This is a genomic window from Brenneria tiliae (assembly GCF_023347575.1).
GTDB lineage: Bacteria > Pseudomonadota > Gammaproteobacteria > Enterobacterales > Enterobacteriaceae > Brenneria > Brenneria corticis.
This window is the reverse complement of record NZ_JAKPCB010000093.1, coordinates 119,806-144,882: the sequence shown is the minus strand read 5'-3', so window position 1 is coordinate 144,882 and position 25,077 is coordinate 119,806. Positions and strand designations below refer to the sequence as shown.

The following is a 25,077-nucleotide window of genomic DNA, read 5'->3' as shown; positions in this document are numbered from 1 at the left end:
TTCGGCTATTGACAGGAGATATCACCACCATGAGTTCGCCAGAAGCGCTGTTAAAAAGTCTGTTAACCCGGCTGTTAGATGTGCCCTCAGAGCAGTTGCATGACGAAAGTGACTTGATCTGCCACGGCCTGGATTCGATGCGCACCATGCGTGCGGCCAGTGAACTGCGCCGCGCAGGTATCTCCGTCAGGTTTACTGAGCTGATTGGAAAAAGAACGCTGGCGGAATGGATTGCCATTGTGCGGGCGGCCAGTAGCATCACCGTGCCTCCAGCCATGCACGTCAACGCAGGCGAAGCCCCTTTTGAACTGGCGGCGATGCAACATGCCTTCTGGATCGGTCGCCAGGAGCAGCAGCAACTTGGCGGCGTCTCTGCCCATTTTTATGCTGAGCTTGATGGGGCGGAGCTGGAACCTGAGCGTCTTAATCAGGCATTTAAGCAGCTTATCGCCCGCCATCCGATGCTACGGATGCGCATCAATAGCGAAGGGTTACAGCACACCGTCGCGGTTTCAGATTGTCAGTTACAGGTGAATGACTTAATCGATCTCTGCGCAACGGAAGTGACGCTACAGCTGGAAAAATATCGTCAACGCTACACCCACCAGCGGCTGGATATCGAACAGGGCCAGACGATGATGCTGGCACTGACGCGGCTGCCCGGACAGCGCAGCCGGCTGCATCTGGATCTGGATATGATCGCGGGTGACGCCGCCAGTCTGCGCATCCTGCTGCGCGAACTGGCCTCACTCTATGCCCGGCCCGACGCGTCCCTTCCCGAGCTAAATTTCAGCTACCAGAGCTATCTCCGGCAAAAACGTGAAAATCAGCAATCGCAGTGGCAGGAAGATCGCCGCTGGTGGCAGCGGCAATTAGCCGATTTGGCCGGTCCGCCTGCCTTACCGCTGCGCACGTCGAGCGCTGTTCCCCGTACTGAACGCAAACACTTCTGTCTTAATGAAGCTCAAAGTCAGACGCTGTCACAGCTGAGTCAACAGGCCGGGCTGACCGTTCCGGTCGTGTTGGCGACGTTGTTTTCCGAGACAATTGGTTTGTGGAGCGGGGCCGCTCCCTTCGTACTTAACCTGCCCGTATTTTCCCGCCACTCCGACCATCCTCAGGTCGATCTCCTGGTCGGTGATTTCTCCAGCTCGGTGCTGGTGACGATTGAACCTGCCAGCCAGCCTGACTTTATCGCCCAGGCGAGGGGATTCCAGGGGCAACTGCATCAGGCAATGGCGCATTCGGCCTACGGCGGTGTTGAGGTGCTGCGCGATCTGGCCCGGCAGCAAAGTGGGGAACAGGTGCTGGCTCCGGTGGTTTTCACCAGCGCGCTGGCGCTGGGTGAATTGTATGAACCCCAGGTCAAACAGACGCTGGGCGACCCGGTTTGGTCAATCTCGCAGGGGCCGCAGGTGTGGCTGGATGCCCAGGCCACAGAGTATCAGGGGGGGATCCTGCTGAACTGGGATTTCCGCGCCGACCTGTTCTTACCCCAGGTTATTGATGCGATGTTTGACTGGTTCCGTCAGCGTACGCTTCAGCTGCTGCAAGATCCCGTCAGCTGGCGGAAACCGCTTGCCACGCCGGTTCCGCTGGCGTCATTCCCTCAGCCCGAAGCGCCTGTAGCATCGGGTATCCCGCTCCATCAGCGCTTTTTCCACCAGGCTCAACAACGGCCCCAGGCGATTGCGCTGATGTGGGGGGATAAGCAGCAACTGACCTATGGCGAGCTGGCGCATCAGGCGTTATGCGTTGCCGGATATCTGCAGCAGCAGGGCGTGAAGGCAGGCGACTACGTTGCTGTCAGCATGGGGAAAGGCATCGGGCAGGTCATCGCCGCGCTGGGTATTTTGGCCGCCGGCGCAGCCTATGTCCCCTGCGGGATTGATGTGCCGTTACAACGCCGCCAGCAGGTGTATCAGACGGCTGACGTGCGGTGGGTCCTGAGCGACGATCGGCCCGGTTGCCAGCCGTCATGGCCAGAAGGGGTGGCCGTGGTGCCGCTCAGCGCGGCGTTAGCCAGCCCGCCATTGCAATTTTGCCTGCCGGTTTCGCCTCAGCAGGCCATGTACGCGATCTTCACATCCGGATCGACGGGGACGCCAAAAGGCGTGGCCGTTTCACATGGCGCGGTAGCCAATACCATTGATGCCGTCGACGGCTTGTTCCGGTTCACGCCGGCGGATCGCACCATCTCGCTTTCTGAGCTGGATTTTGACCTGTCGGCTTACGATATCTTCGCCAGCCTGAGCCGTGGGGCGGGTCTGGTGGTGGTCGATGAATTCCAGCGCCGGGATGCCCACGCGTGGGTGGCGTTATTACAGCGCTGGCAGGTCACGATCATCAGCTGCGTTCCGGCGCTATTGGATATGATCCTCACCGCCGCGGCCGACAAACCCCTGCCATCGCTGCGTCTGGTGATGATGGGGGGCGATCGCATCCCGGCGGAGATGGCCTCGCGCTGGTGGTCGCTGACCGGGCAGGCTGCATTTGTCGGGCTGGGCGGGATGACGGAAGCGGCTATCCACTCAACGGTTTTTGTCCTGCAACCGGATGATACGCGATGGTCAGCGGTGCCTTTCGGGCAGCCGCTGGCAAATATGCATTGCCGTATCGTCGATGATCGCGGTCGCGATTGCCCGGCCTGGGTCGGCGGCGAGCTGTGGGTTAGCGGACCCGGCCTGGCTTTGGGTTATCTGAAAGATCCTGTCCGTACCGCGGAAAAGTTTGTTGAGGATGCTGGCCGCCGCTGGTATCGCAGCGGTGACCGGGTACGCTACTGGCCTGAAGGCATCATTGAGTACATTGGGCGTACCGACCAGCAGATTAAAATACGCGGCCACCGTATTGAATTGGGTGAGATTGAAACCGCGTTACTCAGCCATCCCCAGGTGCTTCAGGCAAGCGTTGGCATCGTATCGCCGGCTGCCAGACAGCTGTGCGCCAGCCTGGTGACGTTGCAACCCCTGAGTCATGCAACGCTGCGCAGCTGGCTACAGGCGCAGCTGCCAGCCTATGCCGTGCCGGAACACTATCAGTTCCTCGCAGAAATGCCGCTGACGGCGAACGGTAAACTGGATCGTCGCGCGTTGCAGCAGCAGGCAGAGCGGCAGCTGGCGAGCGCTGAACGACAATTTCAGCCTCCCGAAGGGGAGATTGAGCAACGGGTCGCCGCCCTATGGCAGCAGCTGCTGCAGGTCGCGCAGGTGGGACGCGAGGACAATTTCTTCGTGCTGGGGGGCGACAGCCTGATCGCCACGCGCCTAATCGCCAGGATGCATGAACAGAGCCTTACCGCCCCCCTGGCCGAACTCTTCGCCACGCCAACGCTGGCGGCATTTTGCGCCCACGTGCGACGCCAGCATCAGGTACCTGACCAGCCGCTTAGCGCCGATGAAGCCAATCGTTATCAACCGTTCCCGCTCAGCGATATCCAGCGTGCTTTCTGGATAGGTCGCTCCGGGGAAATGACGCTGGGGGCGGTAGGGTCGCACTTCTACATTGAGTTCGACGGCCAGGGGCTGGATGTCGTGCGGCTGGAACAGGCCTGGCGTCAGCTGATGCTGCGTCATGACATGTTGCGCGTTCGCGTAACGGAGGAGGGGCAGCAGCAGGTCGCGGAGCAGCTTCCCGCGTGGGAAATTGAGCAGCACTGGTTGAACGAAGATGCACAGGCTGAACTGGCAACCCTGCGCGAAACATTGTCGCATCAGGTTTACGAACCGTGTCAGTGGCCGTTGTTCGCCATCCATGTCGCCCATTATGCGCAGCGCCAGCGTTTATTCGTCAGCCTGGACAGTATGATGCTGGATGGCCGCAGCATCATGGTGCTGTTTACTGAATGGGATCGGCTGTATCGCGATCCCTGCTCCAGCCTGCCGGAACTGTCCATCCGCTACCGCGACTATGTCTTGCAAAATCGGCCCGCTGCGGAGCGCGAGCGGCAGGCGCAGGCATGGTGGCAGCAGCATCTCTCAACGTTGCCGGAACGTCCCGCGCTGCCGCTGGCGGTCGCGCCTGAAACCCTGCAACAGCCGCGTTTTCGTCGCTGGAGTCACGAGTTATCTCCCGGCCGCTGGCAGCAGTTAAAGGCGGTGGCGAAAAGTTACGGCATTACGCCGAGCGTGGTGCTGGCTGCGGCCTATGGCGAAGTGCTGGCTCGCTGGAGCAACCAGACCGCGCTGGCCATCAACCTGACGATGTTTGATCGTCAGCCGCGCCATCCGCAGATTAATCATGTGGTCGGTGATTTCGCCTCAATTCTGCTGCTGGGTTATCAAAGCAGCGCCGGAGGCGATTTCCTTGCCGCGGCCCGTCGCCTGCAGCAGCAGGAAGGGGCGGCCCTGGCGCAACGCGGAGTGTCCGGGATCTGGGTATTGCGCGAACTGGCCCGCCAGAAAGGTCAGACTATGGCCTCAATGCCGGTGGTGTTCACCAGCGTTATCGGGCTGGATAAAGACGCGTCGCTCGATCTTTCGGATGCCTTCCCCCAACAAATCTACGCCATCACGCAAACGCCGCAGGTGTGGCTGGACGCAAAAATCAGCGAGTCTCGCGGGCGTCTGCTGCTGGAGTGGGATGCGCTGGAGGCGTTATTCCCGGCGGGCATGATCGAGGCGATGTTCAGCAGCTACTGTCAGCTGGTGGCGCAGCTAACCCAATCCGACTGGCGCCAGCCGTTGACGCTGCCATTACCGGAGAGCCAGCAGCAGGTACGCCGGCTCACCAATCAGACCGCGTTCTCCTTCCCGGATTCACGGCCGCTGTACCTGCGCTTCTTTGCCGAGGCCCATCAACATCCGGACGCCACCGCGCTGCTCTGGAGCCGGGAAGGGCGGATGGATTACGGCACCCTGGCGCAACAGGCGCTGGCGGTTGCGGGCTATCTGCAGCAACGAGGGATACAACCCGGCGACAGAGTCGCCATCACTCATGCAAAAGGCCCCCGGCAAATTGTCGCGGTGCTGGGCGTGTTAGCTGCGGGGGGCTGCTATGTCCCTTCCGGCATCGGTTTACCGGAAGCGCGCCGCGCGGTGGTCTATCGCGATGCCGGGGTAAAGCGGGTGCTGTGCGATGAAAACAGTTTGCATCAGCTCAGCTGGCCGCAGGGCGTAGCGGTAACCAGCCTTAGTGAGGCATTACAGGCGACCCCCCTGGCCGCGCCCCGTGTGCAGCCTGCAGAAGCCGCGAAGTACATTATCTTTACCTCCGGTTCAACCGGCACCCCCAAAGGGGTGGTGGTGAGTCATGGCGCGGTGGCGAACACCGTTGATGCCGTCGCGGCGCGGTTCGGCATCAGCGACAACGATCGCTCCATCACCCTGTCGGCCCTCGATTTCGATCTCTCAGCCTACGACATTTTCACCTTCCTCGGGCGTGGCGCCTCGCTGGCGGTGGTGGATGAGGCGGAGCGCCGTGATGCCGCCGCCTGGGTGGGGTTAATTAACCACTGGCAGGTCAGCGTCATCAGCGCCGTACCCGCATTGATCGAGATGATTACCGTTGCTGCTCAAGCGCATGGACTCACTCAGGCGCTGCGTCTGGTGATGGTCGGGGGCGATCGCGTGGTGCGCCAGCTGCCGCAGGATTTATGGCAACTGTCGCCGCAGGCGCGTTTTGTCTCCCTCGGTGGGATGACCGAGGCGGCGATTCACTCGACGTGTTATGAGATCCAGCCTGACGATCCCTGGTGGGCATCGGCGCCGTACGGCGTCCCGCTGGCGAATATGCAGTGCCGGGTGGTGGACCAGCAGGGAGGTGATTGCCCGGACTGGGTCAAGGGCGAGCTGTGGGTCAGCGGGGCCGGCGTGGCGACGGGCTACCACGGTGATGAAAAGCGTAGCGCAGAGAAGTTCGTCGCGTGGCAGCAACGTCGCTGGTATCGCACCGGCGACGTTGCCAGCTATCGTCCCAACGGCGTGCTGGAGTTCTTTGGCCGGGCCGATAATCAGGTCAAGATCCGCGGCCACCGCATTGAGTTGGGCGAGGTGGAAGGCGCGCTCAGTCGTCTGCCGCAGGTGGAGAGCGCCGTGGCGGTGGTGTTAACCGGCACAACGCGGCAGCTGGCGGCGGCGCTGGTGGCCTCCCGGCCGATCGACCTGGCCGCGGTAAAACACGCCGCGCAGGCCAGCCTGCCGGATTATGAGGTGCCTGAGCACCTGATTCAAATCAGCCAGATCCCGCTCACCGCCAATGGCAAAGTCGATCGTGAAGCTATCACCCGACAGATTGCGGAGCGGCTGGAACAGGCAGCGCATGCCGGTGAGCAACAGCCCATCAGCGGCGAGGCGGAGACCCTGCTGGCGCAGCTGTGGTGTGAGCTGCTGGCGGTGCCGCACGTTGCCGCGAGCGATAACTTCTTCAGCCTTGGCGGCGACAGCCTGGTGGCAACCCGCCTGATGAGCCGACTACAACAGGCGGGTTTCCGTGGGGCGCTCTCGTCCCTGTTTAGCACCCCTGAGCTACGCCCGTTTGCTGCCAGCCTGAAACGTGAAGCAACGGCGCAGCAGCCGGTGCTAGCGCATGACGCGACCTGCCGCTACCAACCCTTCCCGCTGACCGATGTGCAGCAGGCGTACTGGCTGGGCCGCCAGGAGGCGTTCACGCTCGGTGATATCGCGGCGCAGTGCTACAACGAATATGAACTGCCGGGTATGGACGTCGCGCGCATGGAGCAGGCATGGCATCAGCTGGTGCTGCGTCATGACATGCTACGTTGTCGCATCACCGCTGACGGCCAGCAGCAGATTATGCAGGAGGTGCCTTTCTACCACTTCCGCCAGCATCACCTGGGCGCCGCTTCTTTGGATGAACTGCGTCAACAGATGGCGCGACAGAAACTCGCCCCCGACAGCGGGCGTCTCTACGACGTCCAGGTCATCCATTACGGCGATCGCCAGCTGCGGCTGGCCGTGCTGCTCGACAACCTGATTGTCGATGGCCTCAGCATGCTGACGCTGTTCACCGAACTGTTCCACTACTACCAGCATCCTGAGCAGCCTTTGCCGCCGCTCGGCGTGGGATTCCGCGATTACCAATGCCTGCGCCAGCGGCAGGGGACGTCCTCTGAATCCCTCCAGTACTGGCAGCAGCGGCTGGCTTCGTTGCCTGCCGCGCCTGCATTACCGACGCAGGTTGAACCGGAGACGTTGACTCAGCCTGTATTCCACCGCCTGCAGGCTCGGCTGGCAACGCCGCAGTGGCAAAAGATCCTGCAACGGGCGCGCCAGGCGCAAATTACCCCCTCGGTGCTGCTGTTGACCTGCTTCTCCGAGGTGTTGAGCCGCTGGAGCGGGCAGCGCTCGCTGGTGGTTAATATGACGCTGTTTGACCGCAAGCCGCTCCATCCTGATATCAACCGGGTCATCGGCGACTTTACCTCGCTGATACTGGCGGAATACCACGCCCGGGCGGATGAGAGCTGGCTTAGTCATGCCCAGCGGATGCAGGCGCAAATCTGGCGCGATTTGGATCATCAGGAGGTCTCCGCTGTCAGCGTGATGCGGCAGCTGGCGCAGCATCATGGCGGTGAAACGCGAGCGGTGCCGGTGGTGTTCACCAGCATGCTCGGCGTGGCCGATGCGCTGGCGAAAGCCGCGCCCTGGCCCGATTTTACGCTGTCTCAGACGCCGCAGGTGTGGCTGGATCATCAGGTGATTGACCTCGAAGATGGCCTGCTGCTGAGCTGGGATTATCTGGAGGATCTGTTCCCGCCGCAGATGGTGGAGCAGATGTTTGCCAGCTATTGCGCGGCCCTGCAGCGGCTGGCCGACGACGACTGGCAGCTGCCGCCGCCGCGCCAGTTGCCGCTCGCTCAGCAGAGCGTTCGCGAGCGGATCAATGCCACCGAAGCACCGCAGCAGGGCCCGGCGCTGCTGCATCAGGGCTTCTTTGAGCAGGCGCGTCGTCACCCGCAGCGGATAGCGCTGTGGGACGGGCAGAGCGGCGGCATCAGCTACGGCGAGCTGCGGGAAAGAGCGCTTGCGGTGGCGGCGGGTCTTCAGCAGCAGGGGGTTAACGAAGGCGACTGCGTGGCGATAGGTCTGCCGCGCGGCGTCGATCAGATAGCGGCGGTGCTGGGCGTACTGGCGGCGGGCGCCGCGTATCTGCCCGTCAATGGCAAACATCCGCCCGCCAGGCAGGCATTGTTATGCCGTAAAGCACAGGCGAAGCGGGCGATTGGCTGCGTGGACGGCGCCATATCTCTTCCTCTGCAGCAGCTACTCAACTGCGCGCCGCTGCCTGAGCCGGTGCTGCCCGATGCGGCCAGCCTGGCTTACATCATCTTTACCTCCGGATCGACCGGTGAACCCAAAGGCGTGGAAGTTGAACACCGCAGCGCCAGTAACACCGTCGACGACATTTGCCAGCGTTATGCCATCCGCAGTCAGGATGTGTTTTTGGCAGTGGCCGCGCTCGATTTTGACCTGTCGGTTTTCGATATCTTCGGCGCATTGAGCCAGGGCGCGCAGCTGGTGCTCAGCGCGGAAGAAGAGCATCGCGATGCCGAGGGGTGGCTGGCGCTAATGCAGCAGCACCGGGTCAGCGTCTGGAACAGCGTCCCCACGCTGATGGAGATGACGATCGAAATCGCGCAGCTGCGCGGCGGTGAATTACCGGCGCTGCGTCTGGCATTGCTGTCAGGCGATTGGGTCAGTCCGGACATTGCCGCCCGGCTGGAACCTATTGCGCCGCAGTGCCGGACCATTGCGCTGGGCGGTGCGACGGAAGCCGCCATCTGGTCCAACGCCTGGGCGGTTCCGTCCCGGCCGCCGCGCGACTGGACATCGGTCCCTTACGGTTTACCGCTGCGCAATCAGCAGTTCAGGGTGGTGGATGAACTGGGCTGCGATCTGCCGGACTGGGTGGCAGGTGAGCTGTGGATTGGCGGGATGGGGGTGGCGCGCGGGTACTGTGGCGATCGGAATCTGACCCAGGCCAGTTTTAGCGGCGACTACCCGCAGCGCTGGTATCGCACGGGCGACATGGGACGTTACCGCCCCGACGGCGTCCTCGAATTCCTCGGGCGACGCGATGGTCAGGTGAAGTTACGCGGCCACCGCATTGAACTGGGCGAAATTGAACAGCAGCTGCAGCGTTGTCCGGGGGTACGCCGCGCGGTGGTGTTACTCAAGGGGAGCGGCGTCAGCGCCAGCCTGCACGCCTTCTATGAGGGCGGGACAGCGATCGACGAGGTGCAGCGCGGGCTGCGTAGCGTGTTGCCTGGCTGGGCGATCCCTGCGGCCATCACTTCTCTCAGCAACTGGCCGCTCACTGCTAACGGCAAAATCGACCGCAAGGCGCTGGCGCAGCTCACCGCTCAGGCTGCGGAAACCGCGCTGTCCCTGGACGGCCCTCACCAGCAGGCGCTGGCGGACATCTGGCAGCAGGTGCTGGGCGCGCAGCCGGGCCATGCCAGCGAAAGCTTCTTCAGCGCTGGCGGTAATTCGCTACTGGGCACCCGCCTGGTAGCGCAAATCTGCAAACACTTCGGTATCTGTCTGACACTACGAGACTTTTTTGCTGACGCTACCCTCTCGGGCCTTTGCGCATCCGTCGAAAGGCATTTGGCTGACAAAAACAGTATGGAAGAAGGTTTATTGTGAAAATTTCTGACGTTATCGTACGACTGGAAACTCAGGGCATTGAACTGTGGCAGGAGGAGAACAATCTGCGCTTTCGCGCGCCTGCGGGAGTGATGACCGAAGCCATTATGCAGGAATTGCGCGACCATAAACCGGCCATCCTCGACTGGCTCAGGCAGCAGGAAAGCGGGGCAGTGCTGCAAGCCGATCCCGATGCGCGTTTTACGCCTTTCCCCTTAACGGAGGCGCAGCAGGCCTATTTTGTCGGGCGTCATAGCGCGTTCGCGTTCGGCGGCGTCGCCTGTCGGGGATATCTGGAGATTTGTTTTGATCGGCCCGTCACGCCTGCGCAGCTCAGCCGGGCGCTTAATCAGCTGATTGCTCGCCACGACATGTTGCGGGTGGTGATTGAGGAAGAGGGATTCCAGCGCGTTCTGCCGCAGGTGCCGCTATTCCAGCCGCAACAACACGAATGGCCAGACCTGCCAACCACAGAAATCGGGGCGCGTATCGCTGAGTTGCGCGAAGCGATGCTGGCTGCCCCGGCGGATTACCAGCGCTGGCCGCTTTTTGCCGCGGCCACTATCTTCGCGGCAGGACAAACCCGCCTGCTGTTGTCGATTGAGCTGATCCTGGTGGATTCCGCCAGCCTTTATCTGCTGGTGGATGAACTGGATCAACTGCTGTTTGCGCCAGGGACGCTGCTGCCCGCGCCCTCGTTGGGTTTCCGTGACTACGTGATTGCCCGGCGCGCAGCGCGCCAGGGCGCACGCTACCGTAAGGCGCAGCAATACTGGCGGGAGCGCATCCCTGAGCTCCCCAATGCTCCGGCCTTGCCAGCTAGCGCCGCCGCTGAGAAAGCCACATTTGTCCGTCGCCATCTGCGCTTGTCCCATCAACAGCGTCAGCGGCTGAACCAGCTGGCCGCGAAGGCGCAGGTGACGCTGAACGCGCTGCTGCTGGGGGCGTTCTCACAGGTGATGGGGTTCTACAGCGACAGTCGCCACTTCACGCTTAACCTGCCCATTTTCCGCCGTGAGGGGCAGCATCGTGACCTTGAACGAGTGGTCGGGGATTTCACCTCTGTCACGCTGCTGGAGGTCGATCTGCGTGGGGATGAGGTGTTTGCCAGGCAGCTGCTGACCCTCAATCAGCGCCTGTTTGCCGATCTCGACCATAGCGCCTTCTCAGGCCTTGAAGCGTTGAGTGAACTGTCACGCCATCATGGTGAGGCGGTGCTGATGCCCGTGGTGTTTACCAGCACGCTCGGCCAGGGGGAGCGGCAGGAGGCCCCGGCGCGCTATCGTATCGAGCAGGGTTTAACCCAAACCCCGCAGGTGTTGATTGACTGCCAGGTTACCGCCCAGCCCGATGGCATGATGCTGGCGTGGGACTCGCGCGAGGGGCTATTCCCCGAGCAGTTTATTGAACACGCGTTTAATGCCTTCAGCGGTTTAATCCAGCGGCTGCTGGAGGACGGCGAGTCTTGCCTTAACCAGCGTCAGCTGCTGACTCTGCCTGCGGCACAAGCCGCCGTTCGCCAACGGACTAACGCGGATAGCCAGCCAGATTTCGCCCGGCTGCTACAGCAGGGATTCCTGGATAAGGCGGAACGGCAGCCGGATGCCATTGCGCTGTGGGACGATGAAGGGAGCCTGACTTACGGCGAACTGGCCGCCCGGGCTTACGGACTGGCGGCGGATTTACAGCGGGCGGGGCACTGTCCAGGCGAAGCCGTCGCGGTGATGTGCGGGAAAGGGCGCGCCCATGCGCTCGCCCCTCTTGCCATCCTGCTGAATGGCGGGTGCTATGTACCGGTTGATGCGCAACAGCCTGCCCGCCGCCGGGAGGCAATTTTGCGTAACGCCGGGGTGCGCCGGGCAATCTGTGACGATCCTGAACAATTACCTGAGGACGTAGATCCGATCGCCTGGCGTACGGAGACGTCCGCTGGTGATTTCCAGCCACTCAGAATCGGTCTCCATCAGCCTGCCTATATTATCTATACCTCCGGGTCGACCGGTGAACCGAAAGGCGTGGTCATCAACCATCATGCCGCCTGGAATACGATTGCCGATATCAACCGTCGCTTTGCGGTGAGCGCCCGGGATAGGGTCCTGGCGGTCGCTAACCTGAGTTTCGATCTGTCAGTGTACGATCTGTTTGGCGTGCTGGCGGCGGGAGGCGCTCTGGTCTATCCGCAGGAAGCGAGAAAAGCGGATCCTTCACACTGGGCTGAATGCATCACTCAATATGGCGTCACGCTATGGAACAGCGTGCCGGCCCAGCTGCAGATGCTGGCCGATACGCAACAGCCCCTGCCGACGCTACGCCTGGCGCTGGTATCGGGAGACTGGGTTCCACTTAATCTGCTGGAACAACTGCAGGCCATCTCAGCCGATGGTCAACTGATAGCGCTGGGAGGCGCGACTGAAGCGGCAATCTGGTCGGTATTCCATCCGGTCACGCACGTCGCGCCGTCCTGGCAGAGCATTCCGTATGGTAAGCCGTTGGTCAATCAGCAACTGCATATTGTTGATGAGAGCCTGCACGATCGCCCTGACTGGGTCAGCGGCGAGATCGCCATCAGCGGTGACGGGCTGGCGGATTGTTACTGGATGGACAGAGAGAAGACCGCCGCGCGTTTTGTGACCCGCGATGACGGGCGGCGCCTGTACCTGACCGGAGATCGGGGGCGGTACTGGCCGGATGGCAACATCGAGTTTCTGGGGCGGGTCGATAACCAGGTCAAAATCCGCGGGCACCGCGTTGAGCTGGGTGAAATCGCCGCGGCGATGCGCCAACACCCGGCTGTCGCCGATGCTGCCGTATGCCTGACGGAAGGTCATGGCACCGCCAGTAATCTGCTGGGATTCGCGGAACTGGCGGCGGGCGAGCAGCCCAGCAGTCGGCCGGCGATGGAAAACGCCCGGCAGCGTGCGCGACATATTGAACAGCAGATTGATGGTGAAGCTTTCGAGGCGTTAATGGCGGGAGCGGATCGCGTGGCGATTCTCGCGATGTCCGATCGCCTGCGTCAGGATGGCCTGTTCGCCACGACCACTTCCCGTCACTCGCTGGAGGAGATCTATCATGCGACCGGGGTGGCGGAGGTTCATCAGCGACTGTTGCGCCGCTGGCTGGCCGGATTGGTCAGCGCCGGTGCGCTCACCCAGGACGCGCAGGGACGCTACGCAGACCTGATCCCCTGCGATGCGACCACGTTGCAGCAGTGCTGGCACGTGGTGGAACAGCTTGAGCAGCGTGCCGGTTATGGCAGCCAGACGTTGCACTATATCCGCGTTTGCAGCGATTGCCTGAGCGGGCTGCTGCGTGGCGAAACCGATGTCCGCGGTATTCTGTTCCCGGAAGGCGAGCTGTCGACCGCCCACGCGGCCTACCGGGATAACCTGGTCAGTCAGAGCATGAACGCGATCGTGATTGCGGCGATCTCGGCGCTGGCGGCTTCCAGCGCCCGCCCGTTACGGGTGCTGGAAGTGGGGGCCGGCGTGGCGGGGACCGCCAGCGATTTGGTGCCTGCTCTGGCGCCCTGGCAGCCTGAATACTGGTTTACCGATCTGTCAGAGTTCTTCCTCGTTGAAGCGCGTAAGCTTTTCGCCCCTTATCCGTGGATGCACTACGGCATTTTTGACATGAACGAAGATGCCGGGCGGCAGGGGATGGCGGCGAATAGCTTTGATGTGATCCTGTGCGCCAACGTGCTGCATAACGCCCGCAACGCCGGTGACGTGCTGGCGCAATTCTCCTCATTGCTGGCGCCCGGCGGTACGCTGGTGTTTATCGAACCTTTCCGTCGTCATAACTACCCGCTGCTGGTTTCGATGGAGTTCTTCCCGGAACTGACGGGCTTTACGGACCTGCGCGCCAACACCGATCAAACGTTCTTCACCCGCGAGCAGTGGCTTGACCTGCTGGCGCAGGCGGGGGCGACGATATCCGATTGCGCCCCGCCGGCGGAAAGCGCGCTGTCCAGCTCCGGGCAGGGGGTATTTATCGCCCAGTTCAAAACGGACCGCGCCAGCCTCCGCCGCGATGAGCTGCGGGATTTTCTGCGCGATCGGCTGCCGGGCTATATGGTGCCTGCACATCTACATCTGCTGGATCGTCTGCCGCGTACGGCTAACGGTAAAACCGATCGTCAGCGGCTGCTGAGCGCCGCGCCGCAGCAGTTGACCAGGGCGGAGCAGGCAGGCAGCGGTAACGCTCCGCGCGATGCGCTGGAACAGCAGATTGCCGCCGTCTGGGCGGAAGTATTGGGAGTGGCGGACGTGCAGCGCGATGCTGACTTCTATGCGCTGGGCGGCGATTCCCTGCTGTTATCACGCATGATCGGACGTCTGCGCGCCCGGGTCGCGGCGGCGGCTCATTTCGAATGGGAAACCCTGCTGCGCCATCTGCTGCGGGAATCCACGGTGATGGCGCTGGCGGATTTGCTACGCAGCAGCGCGACGCAGAGTGAGCAGCAACAGCAGGCTCGCGCCGTGCTGGTTCCATTGTGGGGCCCGCAGGATTATCACCGCCACTGCTGCGTGCTGCTTCACGCCGGTACGGGCAATCTCCAGCCGTATCAGCATCTGCTGGCGAGCCTGGACAAGTCGCTATTTGCCCGCGGCGTTGGTCTCGAACTGCCCAGCCAGCAGGCGTTTATGGCGCTGGCGCCGCATGAGGCGTTGGTTACGCTGGCCGGCCACTATGCCGATGCGTTGTCAGCGCAGGGGGAAAGCTTCACTTTGCTGGGATATTGCCTCGGTGGCTTGCTGGCCGCGGAAATCGCCCGTCAGCTCAGCGAACGCGGCAAAAACGTGCGCGAGCTGGTGGTCATCAGCGCGTATCAGCCGCCGCAGGTGGATGACGCGCGGCTGGTGGATTACGTGTTTGCCCGCGCGATCGGGGCCGACCTGGAGAAACTGGGGCTGCCGCAGGAGCCGGCGCTGGCCGCCGCCGTGAGCGCTATCCTGCAACGGACCCCGCAGCGTATCGCCGAAGACGCATTTGATTGCCTCGACGACCATTCGCAGGTCGCGCAGGCGCTGACGCGCTGGTTCCAGCAGCCGCAGTCCGTTCGCCTGCAAGCATTGCAGACGGCCGGCATGGCCCAGGGAGCCTACCATCAGGAGGATGAAGCCAGCGCGTTGTTTGCGAGTCGTTACGCCCTGTTCGGACACAGCATGGCGTCAGTGGGGCAATATCGCCCCGATCCCTGGTTTGGTAAAACCATCCTGGTGCGTAACAGCGAAAGCGATCCTCTCTTGCCCGGTACGCCCGGCGATGTCCACGACTACTGGCGCCGGCTGTGCCTGGGTGAACTCATTGTTGAAGATACGCCCGGCGACCATTTTAGCTGCCTGGCTCGTCAGCATGCGCCCGCCCTGGCTGCGCTGATCGCGCGCCACACCGCGCCGGGAGAAGCCTGATGAACGACAACATCATCGCGGTACTCGGCGCCACCGGCGGCGCAGGGCGCTATGTCAGCCGCTGGCTGGCTCAGGCAGGATTTGCATTGCGGCTCGGCGGTCGCCGTCGCGATCCCTTACGGCAGCTGGCGACACGGCTGGATGCGGAAGCTCAGCCGGTGGATCTATGGCAGGAGGCGGCGCTTCGCGAGTTTTGCCGGGGTTGCGTCGCGGTGGTGAACTGCGCCGGTCCCTCCTATCAGGTGCTCGATCGGGTGGCGCGTGCTGCCGCCTCGGCGCATGCGCATTATGTGGATGTCTCAGGTGATGGCCCGGCGTGGCATCTGTTACAGCGGCAACCTGCCAGCGATAAGCGCTGGACTGCGGTGCTCTCCGCCGGGATGTTGCCCGGGCTGGCGAATCTGGTCCCGGGCTGGATGAGCCAGCGTGCTGGCGGCGATCTGACGGTCTACAGCGGCGGTATTGAGCGGGTGAGCGGCGCGGCTGCCGCCGATCTGGTGCTGTCGTTAAATGAACAATGCAATGCGTTGCAGGGCAGCGATTACTGGTACGGCGAGGCCGGTGCCGGCTGGCGGCTCGGGCGTCGCGCACGCCACGTTCTGTCAACGCAGCAGACGGATACGCTGGCGCATTTCACCGGCCACGTTACGTTACTGCCCTGGCTGAGCGCCGACGCCGAACGGCTGGCGCTGCGCCATCATCTCTCCGCTCTGAGCTGGTACAACGTTTTCAGCGGTCAATGCCTGCGGGAAACCCTGACCGGGCTGCGCGGCAAGGTGGATGGCTCATCGCAGAGTCTCGCGCTTGCCCGTGCAGCGGTGGAGAAGGCCAGTGAAATTGATCTGGCGGGCTACGCCCCTTATTACCAGATGGTGTTTGACTGGCAGCAGGAGGGGGAGCGGCGTCGGCGCGTCGTGGTGCGCACGGACAGCAGCCTGGCGCTCACCGCCGCCACCGCCGTCAGTACCGTTCTGAGCCTGATGCGCGGCGAGATTGCGCCGGGCGTGTATTTTGCCGATTGTGTACTGCACCCGGCGACCGTGCTGGCTGATATCACGCGGCTGCATGCGGGCACCCACATCAGCCAGTATCTGCCGGATATGCAGCCAGAGCAGGGGGTGATATGACTCCAGCTTCGACACCCCGCCGCCGCGCGATTGTCTGTGGTACCAGCTTTGGACGCTTTTATCTGCGCGCGCTGGTCAACAATCCGATGATTGAACTGGTCGGGATTCTTTCCAGCGGCTCTGCCGCGTCCGCGGGCTACGCGCGTGAGCTGAATATCGCTCACTACACCTCGGCGGCAAGTCTGCCGGCCGATATAGACCTTGCCTGCGTAGTGGTGAGGGCGGCCGTCTCCGGCGGCAAGGGCGCGGAAATCGCCTGCCAGCTGTTAACGCGGGGCATTCATGTATTGCAGGAGCATCCGCTTCATCCTGACGAGCTGGCCGATTGCCTGCGCACGGCGCACCAGCATCGCGTCCGTTTTGGCATCAATGCCTTCTACCCCTTTGTTGCCCCCATCCGTCGCTTTCTCGAGGCGGCCGCGATTCTGCGTCAGCGCCAGCCGGTGCAATACATTGAAGGCGTGTGCGGCGCGCAGGTTCTCTACCCGCTGCTGGATGTGATTGCGCGTGCGCTGGGAAAACTGCGCCCGGCGCAGTTGGAGCTGATGCAGCCCCGCCAGGTGGGACCTTATACCTGCCTGCACGGCAGTATCGGCGGCGTACCGCTGACGCTGCGTGTTCAGAACCAAATCCATCCGGCAGACGCCGACAACCACGCGCTGTTGCTGCACCGCCTGACCATCACCGCCGAAAGCGGCGTACTGGCACTCGCGGATACCCACGGCCCGGCGATCTGGAGCCCCAGATTACATACCCATCGTGATGAAACCCATCGCCTGGTGCTGGAGGGCGAGGGGACAGAACGTTTATCGGCAGCCAGCAGCACCCTTTTGCCTGGCAGCGAAGCCGTCAGCTTCAGCGAGATTTTCGAACAGATGTGGCCGCAGGCCATTAATTGCGCGGTGGCGGATTTTCAGCGCTCCATCGACGCCCCTGCGCTGGCGCAGCAGCAGGTGCAATGGGCGCTGGGCGTGACCGGATTCTGGCATCGGGTGTCATCGGTGCTGGGGCCGCCAGAACTGATTTATCCCGACACGCCGGCCATCCTGCCGCTTATTGATCGGTTAACTGGGGAGACCCCGCGATGAGTCAGCATTTTTTACGCTTTTACCAGCCCGCACCCGCTGCGCCGCTGTTGCTGGTTTGCTTACCCCATGCCGGCGGGGCGGCCAGTACGTTTCGCCCGTGGCCTTACTTGTTCGATGCGTCTGAGGCGGAGCTGGCAGTGGTGCAGTATCCGGGACGCGAGGACCGCTTCGCTGAGCCTTTCATCGACAATATGCCCGAGCTGCTGACCGCCTTGCAGGAGGAGCTGTTGCCGCATCTGGCGGGACGCCGTTTTGCCCTGCTCGGACACAGTATGGGCGGTGCCATCGCCCATGAGCTGGCGCAGTCGCTGGCCGCCCACGGCCGGCATCCAGAACTGCTGATCGTCTCAGGCCGCCAGCCGCCGGATTTTCATCCGCTGGACAGCGGCATTCATCTGGGTAGCAATCGGCAAATTATCGAGGAACTGCTGCGCCTCAGCGACGATAACCAGACGCTGCGTGAACAACCAGAGCTGGCGGAGCTGCTGCTACCGGCGATCCGCAATGATTACCGACTGATTGAGAATTACCGCCCGCAGCCTGCGCGTTTGCTCACCTGCCCGATAGTGGTGTTGAGCGGCGAAGGCGACAGTGAACTGCCTCTGTCGCAAGCCGAGGCCTGGGCGGCATACACCTCAGCTGAAAGTATCGTGCATCGTTTTCCTGGCGATCACTTTTTCATTGCCAGCCAGCGTGCCGCCGTGGTGGCTTGCGTGCGGCAGGCATTACGGCAGTTCTCACCCTTGTTCAGTGAAGGATAATCTATGGAAGACTTCTACTCGCCGGTCGCTGAGTTTTACGATCTGGTTGGTCGCGCGCACTCCGCGGGTGAAACCGCGCTGCGTGAGCGGCTGTCGGCATTCACCGATATTCACGACCCGGTGCTGGATATCGGCGCTGGCACCGGACGAACGGTGCTGGCGATAGCCGAAACCGTGCCGCTGGTGGATATTCTGGCGGTGGAGCCAGCCCCGGCCATGCGCGCGGTGCTGACCCATTGCGTGGCGCAAAGGCCGGAACTGCGGCGGCGCGTCACGATTATCCCGGACACGGTGGACAAGCTGCAGCTACCCGAGCGGCTGGGCGCGGTCGTGGCCTTCGGGGTGCTGGGACACCTGACGACGGAGGCGCGTCAGGCGCTGTGGTCAATATTGCTGCCGCGGCTCGCACCCGGCGCGCCGGTGTTCGTGGAGCTGCTGCCGGTCGAAAAACCGATGGTATTGCCGACGATGACGTTGGCCAGTGAAACGATCGGTCAGCGTCACTATCACGCGACCCTTGAGGGTGAGCCTGGACCCAACGACACCATGCTGCTGACTTCATGCTGGACGGTTAGCGGCGGCCCCTGCGCCACGCAGGTGATCCGTAACCGGAGCGTCTGGCATACCTTTGGTCTGGACGATCTCGCCCGCGAAACCGGGCTGCATGCTGAACGTCTGACTGCGCAGGCGGGGGTGCTGTATGTCTGAACCGATTGCCTCCCCCGATCGTCGTATCCTGCCGGAGGAGATGCGCTGGCCGGTGGCGTTGGCCGAGCGCTATACGCAACGCGGCTACTGGCGGCCGGAAACGCTCGGTCAGTTGATTCTGCAATGGCGGCAGTATGGTGACCGCACCGCCCTGATCGAACCGGGCCGCAGTTGGAGTTATCACCAGTTAATCAACCAGGCATGCCGTTTCGCCGGTGAACTCAGGCGGCGAGGGATGCAAAGCGGGGAAACGGTCGTTATTCAGTTGCCCAACGGGGCCGATTTCGTGGTGGCCTTGTTCGCGGCGATCCTCAACGGGGCGGTGCCCGTGCTGATGTTACCGGCTCACCGCCAGCGTGAAATCCTGCACGTGGTGGAGCTGGCGCAGGCGCGCTGGTTCCTGAGTGACGCCGAACAGGCGGGAATTGAGGCGCAGAGCCTGCGCGCTAAGGCACCTGACTGTCATAGCCTGCTCTCAACGGCGGAGCAGCGTTTTGCCGCCAGCCAGGCTCCGGCGATGGAGGAATTGCCCCCCGGCGATGCGCCCCAGCATATTGCTTTGCTGCTGCTTTCCGGCGGTACAACCGGCTTACCCAAGCTGATCCCCCGCACCCATGCCGATTATCACTACAACTTCCGCGCCAGCGCCGCGCTTTGCCACGTCCAGCCGGATGACCGTTACCTGGCCGTGCTTTCAATGGCGCATAACTTTCCCCTCGCCTGTCCGGGCATCCTCGGGATCTTTTCCCGCGGAGGCTGCGTGGTGGTCCCGGCCACCGTCGCCGCTGAGGATGCGTTTGACGCGATTCATCAGCACCGCGTGACGCTCACGGCGCTGGTCCCTTCGCTGGCAACGTTATGGCTGGAAGCGGCGGAGTGGGAACAACCCGACCTTAGCTCACTGAGGCTGGTTCAGGTGGGGGGCGCGAGGCTGAGAGCCGATGCCGCCCGCCACCTGCTGGCCCAGTGGGGATGCCAGCTGCAGCAGGTGTTTGGCATGGCGGAAGGGCTGCTGAACTACACGCGACTGGATGACTCACCTGAGCTGATTACCACCACGCAGGGCCGACCACTATGCGACGATGATGAGATCCGGGTGGTTGACGAGCAGGGCCTGCCGGTGATTAGCGGGCAGGCTGGGGAATTGCTGGTTCGCGGGCCTTACACCATCCGTGGCTACTATCGCGCGCCTGAACACAATCGTCGGGCGTTTGCCGCCGGGGGGTTCTACCGCAGCGGCGACCGGGTACGGCAGTTGCCCGGCGGCGAGCTGCTGGTGGAGGGGCGAACCCGCGACACGATCAACCGCCACGGGGAGTCGGTCGCCGCCGATGAAATCGAGGAGTGCCTGCGGGCGCATCCGCTGGTACGCGACGTGACGGTGCTGGCGGATGCGGTCGGAGAGCAGCAGGAAGCGATCCATGCGGTCGTCATCGCCCATTCCCCTCTCACGCTGGCCGAGATGCGGGCGTTTCTTGAACAGCAGCAGGTCGCGCCATTTAAATGGCCGGATCGGCTGACGCTGGTTGATGCTTTCCCGCTGACTCCGATTGGCAAAATCAATAAACAAGCGCTGGCAGCCCGGCTGGCGGTTTAACTTTCAGGAGTCAACATGACGGATACACGCACCGAACTTCGACTCAACCTGCCCGCAGATCGGACGCTGGCCGCGATTGTCAGCCTTATCCGGCAGAATCCGACGGAGGATTTCTATGTCTATGAGCGGCCACCATGCTGGTATGTGGGCCTTGGTAAACGGGCGAGTTTAACCCTTTCAACCGATGGCTCGCAGGTCATAACCGAAAGCGAAGAGGGCTGTCGGACAGCGCCCGTCACCTCATCGCTGGCGGATTACGCCCGTCAGTTCCGTGCGCAACATGCCAGCGCCTCGCCCGGCAATTACAGGACATCTTACCGGCACCGGCTGGCGGCGCGCTGCTGGCCGACCTGACCGCGCAGGGCAAAGATTATCAGCACCAGGTGACACGCGCGCTTGAAGAGATCGCCGCCGGCGAATACACCAAGGTGATTGTGTCGCGCGCTCTGGCGCTTGCCGAGCGCATCGACATGCCCGCTACCCTCTGGCGCGGGAGAATGTCCAATACCCCGGCACGCAGTTTCCTGCTGCAGCAGGGGGCGTTTGCCGCGACCGGTTTTAGCCCGGAGATGGTGGTGACGGTGGAGCAGGATATCGTCACCAGCGAACCTCTGGCTGGCACCCGCGCGCTATCGGGTTCGGCGGGTGAAGATGCTTACAATCGGGCTGAGCTGCAAAGCGATAGCAAAGAGATTGTGGAACACGTTATCTCGGTCAAAGCGGCGATTGGGGAGCTGGAAACGCTGTGCGTGCGTGACTCCGTGGCGGTCACCGACCTGATGTCGGTACGCGAAAGGGGGAGTGTGCAACATCTGGGATCTCAGGTGTGCGGCAAACTGGCGTCGGGGCGCGATGCCTGGGACGCTTTTGATGTGCTGTTCCCGGCGATCACCGCATCCGGTATTCCCAAGCTCCCGGCACTGGCTGCCATCCTCCGCCTGGAAGCGATGCCGCGTGAGCTTTACTCCGGCGCGATACTGATGCTGGAAGGCGATCGCTCGTTCGAGGCGGCACTGGTTCTGCGTAGCGCATTTCAGGATGCGCAGAGAAGCTGGATCCAGGCCGGAGCTGGAGTGATTGCTCAGTCGAACGCATTACGTGAGCTGACGGAGACCTGCGAAAAACTTTCCAGCGTGGCGCCTTACCTGGTGGTTTCGCAGGCGAAATGACGGATGACGCCTGACTCAACTGGCACGAGATCTATTGGTATTTTCTGGTTAATTAACCTGTTGCGGATGCGCCCTCTTCGGCTGAGGAGGGCGCGGCTATCATAGCGTCTGACCGGTTTGTTTGTTGCATGGGGAGAGTGTCAGGAAAGCGTCATCAATTGATAATGATTATTATTTACATATTTATAAACCCCAGTATGATGATTCCCTGAGTTTCGTTTCGGGAACTAAGCACCTGGCGAGTTCGCCAGCCGGGTACTTACAAAAGAGGGTTTTTTATGCAATCCACTCACCAGTTACATTCTCTGCAGCAGTTAACCGATATGGCGCACAAATGGGGCTACGACTACGAGCTGGCAAATACCAACTGCTCGGTTCGTCAGTCTGGCGAGTTTGAAGGGACAATCAAAACGGTCACGCTGCCCTACGGCGTCAACCTCTGTCTCAATGAGCTGACCGCCAACGGTGACGACCATCGCAGCGGCACGCTTCACCATTGTTTGACTATTTTACTGACGCTCGGCGGCGATGAACCCAACTATCATCTTGATGACGGCAGTCCGTTGCCGGCGGAAAGGGGCATGGCGAAGGTGATTGCCACCAAAGATCGTATGCGCCTGTGGTGCCGCAATCCGCGTGGACATCATTGCCGCAGCCTGGTGATTCAGGCGGCGCCGGATCGTATCAGCGATAAAGAGCTGGCGGATCAGGTCGAACGTATTTTGCAACGTAATCATGTCTTCAGCTTAATCATCCCGCAGTACACTATCGATCGGGCCAATGAGCTGTTTGGCTTTTGCGATAACTGCGTGATTGGTCGGCTACAGACCCATAGCTGCGTACTGGATCTGATGGCCCAGGTGCTGCGCGCGGCGAATCCGGATTTACCTCAAGTGGGGGTGATGGCGCCGCATCGCGATGTGACGCGGATGCTGAAAGTGCGGGATAAGCTGGTCACGGAACTGGACTGCAACCATTGCCTGTGTGACCTGGCGCGTGATGTTGGCATCAGCGTCAGCGCCCTGAAAAGTAAGTTCCAGGCGGTCATGGGGCAGTCGGTTTTCGCCTTCCTGCGCGACCAGCGCCTGACCCGTGCCCGCCAGGGATTAGAGTCAGAAGGGTGGACGGTAAAGCAGGCCGCCTACTATGTTGGTTATCAGCATCCCAGTAACTTTTCAACGGCCTATCGGCGCAAATTTGGTATGCCCCCGCGCGACTCTCTCAGCCTCTGACTGGCTGAAAACATAACTCATTTGGCTTTGCTCATAGCTGAGTTAACTAGGGTGTCGTATGACCACCCCCATATAATTGTGACAGATATAAAACGATTTTTTTTGTTTCTGTTTCAGCACCATGGGGATGGTCATGCGCACCAGTTCACACCAGCTTCGCTTAAAACAAAATCTACCTGCCACCATTAAACCGCTCTGCCTGCTGTGCGGTCTGGCGATTTCAGCCCCGGCTTTTACCGCGGAACAAACCACCGATAGCAAAAAAGAAGAAACCCTGGTGGTGACGGCCCGTAAGGTGAAAGAGGATCCGTTGAAAGTCCCGGTCAGCATGACCTTGTTCGATCGCCAGACGCTGGGCGATCGCCGCATTGATGATGTGGAGCACTTAATCCGTGACGTGCCAAACATCAGCTTCAGCTCGCTGGGGGATATGCGCTCAACCTATATGTCGATCCGTGGGGTCGGGCCGATGGCCCAGCCGCTCGGCTTTGATGATACGTCGGTCGTGACCTATATCGATGGCGTGCCGCAACCGGCCTTCGGTTCGGATCTGCGTTTCCTGGATGTTGAACGGATTGAAGTCTTGCGCGGCCCGCAGGGCACGGTGTTTGGACGCAATGCGCAGGCGGGGGCGATTAACATCACCACGCGCCAGCCTGGCGATACCTTTGAAGGCACATTGCGTGCGGAAGCGGGCCTGAACAGCGAATCCGAGAACGTGGGCCAGCTGACGGTTTCCGGGCCACTGATTGAGGACCGCCTGGGCGGGCGCTTCTCCGCCGCCTATTCCAACCTGGGCGCCGATGTGGATAACAATGCGCCGGGTGGCAAGCTGGGCAAGGTGGAAACCGGGGTGTTCCGTGGTTCGCTGGTCTTCACCCCCGACGACCGTACCCGCTTCGTGCTGACCGGCAACTACGAGCGGGACAACAACACGCCGTCAAACTTCATTCTCAAAAATGGCCCGAACTTCCCCACGGTAGAGCTGGCTCCTAAAGGCTGGGTCGATCGCGAGATTTCCGGTCTGTCATTAACCGCCAGCCGTCAGCTTGATCGGATGCAGTTCACCTCCGTATCCGCGGTGAACCATTACGATTTTAAAAACCTGACCAATAACTCCGAGGCGCTGACGTATAGCAAAGTGTTCGGTATGCCGACGTCGGCATTTATTCCAGCCACCGACTGGAGTACTTATGACGAAAGCCAGAACAGCCTGTACCAGGAGCTGCGCCTGAGTAGCCTCGATGACGCGGATATTGTCTGGGTCGGCGGCATCAACTATCTGCATGACAGCTACAAGCTGACCACCAAATATGATTCCGCGTTCTTCGCTTCCACCAACGGTACGCGTAACGGGGATTACACCACCAACAGCTATGCCGCTTTTGGCGAGGTGATGGTACCGCTGTTTGGCTCCGAGAAACTGAAAGGGACGTTAGGCGGTCGCTACACCCACGACCGTAAAAGCTATGAATCGCTGTATCGTTCCAACGGTTTCCCCGGGACGGTGGCCTCCTTCAATCAAAGCGGGGTGCTGAATTACGACATGGTGACAGGCCGCGCGGCGCTGAGTTATGACCTGACCGATGACTCGACGATCTATACCAGCGTCGCACGCGGCGCGAAAAGCGGCGGTTTCCCTAATTTTACCAACAACGCACCCAGCGGCTTGAAGGATGAGCCTTATAAGGATTCCTCCTCCTGGAGCTACGAGATCGGCAGCAAAAACCGTTTCCTGGACGGGCGTGCCGAACTGAACGCCTCGTTGTTCTATAACATCGTAAAAGATGAAAACCTGTTCGCGCTGGATTCCGCGTCATTCACCTTTGTGCCGAAGCCGATGGATACCCGTAACTATGGCGTGGAGCTGGAGGGCTCGCTGCAGCTGGCTGAGCACTGGAAGGTCAGCGGCGGGGCGGGTTACACCCATACGGAACTACGTAATGTTTCGGATGATGTCGCGGCCTCATCCGGCGCACGCGATGGCAACCGGGTACCGGCTGTACCGAAATTCAACACCAACCTGACGCTGCAATACTATGATTCTGCCGCCTGGCTGGGGCTGCCGGAAGCCAATATCTTCGCCCTGGCGCAGCATCAGTATGTCGGCAGTCGTGAAGCGGATGTCGGCAGCCACTTCAAGCTTGATGCCTACCAACTCTACAACGCCAAAGTGGGTCTGGAATTCTCCTCCTTTGATGTCTATGTCTTTGGTCAAAACCTGACGGATGAACGTCCGCAGTACATTGGTCTGTACTACGGCCCAGGCAGCGAGGCGGTCACCGTTGGACATGGACGTGTGTTGGGCGTCGGCACGCAAATAAAATTCTGATTACGCGCTGCGCCCGGATTGGTATCCGGGCGCGTCATTCA

9 protein-coding genes and 1 pseudogene are annotated in these 25,077 nt (G+C 61.5%); all 10 read left to right on the top strand.

The genetic code is table 11. From position 1 onward, the window contains the following. The first annotated feature begins 29 nt into the window (after nucleotides 1–29). The 10 genes and pseudogenes from MFP24_RS07660 (at nucleotide 30) to MFP24_RS07615 (ending at nucleotide 25,036) form a co-directional block, all read left to right on the top strand. Nucleotides 30–9,608: a non-ribosomal peptide synthetase gene (locus MFP24_RS07660; RefSeq protein WP_249232843.1), complete on the top strand. Its 9,579-nt coding sequence runs from the start codon at nucleotides 30–32 to the stop codon at nucleotides 9,606–9,608. After that, the gene (locus MFP24_RS24080; RefSeq protein WP_249232842.1) at nucleotides 9,605–15,022 is read left to right on the top strand and encodes a non-ribosomal peptide synthetase; all 5,418 of its coding nucleotides are present in this window, start codon (nucleotides 9,605–9,607) and stop codon (nucleotides 15,020–15,022) included. The genes MFP24_RS07660 and MFP24_RS24080 overlap by 4 nt, the downstream gene beginning before the upstream one ends. After that, nucleotides 15,022–16,149: a saccharopine dehydrogenase NADP-binding domain-containing protein gene (locus MFP24_RS07650; RefSeq protein WP_249232841.1), complete on the top strand. Its 1,128-nt coding sequence runs from the start codon at nucleotides 15,022–15,024 to the stop codon at nucleotides 16,147–16,149. The genes MFP24_RS24080 and MFP24_RS07650 overlap by 1 nt, the downstream gene beginning before the upstream one ends. Further along, complete coding sequence (locus tag MFP24_RS07645) at nucleotides 16,146–17,237, top strand: Gfo/Idh/MocA family oxidoreductase (protein WP_249232840.1); 1,092 nt, start codon at nucleotides 16,146–16,148, stop codon at nucleotides 17,235–17,237. The genes MFP24_RS07650 and MFP24_RS07645 overlap by 4 nt, the downstream gene beginning before the upstream one ends. Then, nucleotides 17,234–17,998 (top strand): thioesterase II family protein, encoded by a 765-nt coding sequence (locus tag MFP24_RS07640; RefSeq protein WP_249232839.1) that lies wholly within the window; start codon nucleotides 17,234–17,236, stop codon nucleotides 17,996–17,998. The genes MFP24_RS07645 and MFP24_RS07640 overlap by 4 nt, the downstream gene beginning before the upstream one ends. 3 nt (nucleotides 17,999–18,001) lie before the next feature. Further along, the gene (locus tag MFP24_RS07635) at nucleotides 18,002–18,706 is read left to right on the top strand and encodes a class I SAM-dependent methyltransferase (RefSeq protein ID WP_249232838.1); all 705 of its coding nucleotides are present in this window, start codon (nucleotides 18,002–18,004) and stop codon (nucleotides 18,704–18,706) included. Then, on the top strand, nucleotides 18,699–20,303 hold the full coding sequence (locus MFP24_RS07630; protein ID WP_249232837.1) for a (2,3-dihydroxybenzoyl)adenylate synthase: 1,605 nt from the start codon (nucleotides 18,699–18,701) through the stop codon (nucleotides 20,301–20,303). The genes MFP24_RS07635 and MFP24_RS07630 overlap by 8 nt, the downstream gene beginning before the upstream one ends. A gap of 15 nt (nucleotides 20,304–20,318) precedes the next feature. Next, a pseudogene (locus MFP24_RS07625) lies at nucleotides 20,319–21,472 on the top strand (salicylate synthase). A 278-nt stretch (nucleotides 21,473–21,750) separates the two neighbouring features. Continuing rightward, a complete protein-coding gene (locus tag MFP24_RS07620) occupies nucleotides 21,751–22,704 on the top strand; it encodes a helix-turn-helix transcriptional regulator (protein ID WP_095101259.1) in 954 nt (317 codons plus the stop codon). 133 nt (nucleotides 22,705–22,837) lie between these two features. Beyond that, complete coding sequence (locus MFP24_RS07615) at nucleotides 22,838–25,036, top strand: TonB-dependent receptor (RefSeq protein ID WP_249232836.1); 2,199 nt, start codon at nucleotides 22,838–22,840, stop codon at nucleotides 25,034–25,036. The last annotated feature ends 41 nt before the right edge of the window (nucleotides 25,037–25,077 follow it).

What these genes read in the sequence shown, in the direction of transcription:
- MFP24_RS07660 (WP_249232843.1), top strand. Translation starts at nt 30, where the DNA reads ATGAGTTCGCCAGAAGCGCTGTTAAAAAGTCTGTTAACCCGGCTGTTA.
- MFP24_RS07650 (WP_249232841.1), top strand. Translation starts at nt 15,022, where the DNA reads ATGAACGACAACATCATCGCGGTACTCGGCGCCACCGGCGGCGCAGGG.
- MFP24_RS07645 (WP_249232840.1), top strand. Translation starts at nt 16,146, where the DNA reads ATGACTCCAGCTTCGACACCCCGCCGCCGCGCGATTGTCTGTGGTACC.
- MFP24_RS07640 (WP_249232839.1), top strand. Translation starts at nt 17,234, where the DNA reads ATGAGTCAGCATTTTTTACGCTTTTACCAGCCCGCACCCGCTGCGCCG.
- MFP24_RS07635 (WP_249232838.1), top strand. Translation starts at nt 18,002, where the DNA reads ATGGAAGACTTCTACTCGCCGGTCGCTGAGTTTTACGATCTGGTTGGT.
- MFP24_RS07630 (WP_249232837.1), top strand. Translation starts at nt 18,699, where the DNA reads ATGTCTGAACCGATTGCCTCCCCCGATCGTCGTATCCTGCCGGAGGAG.
- MFP24_RS07620 (WP_095101259.1), top strand. Translation starts at nt 21,751, where the DNA reads ATGCAATCCACTCACCAGTTACATTCTCTGCAGCAGTTAACCGATATG.
- MFP24_RS07615 (WP_249232836.1), top strand. Translation starts at nt 22,838, where the DNA reads ATGCGCACCAGTTCACACCAGCTTCGCTTAAAACAAAATCTACCTGCC.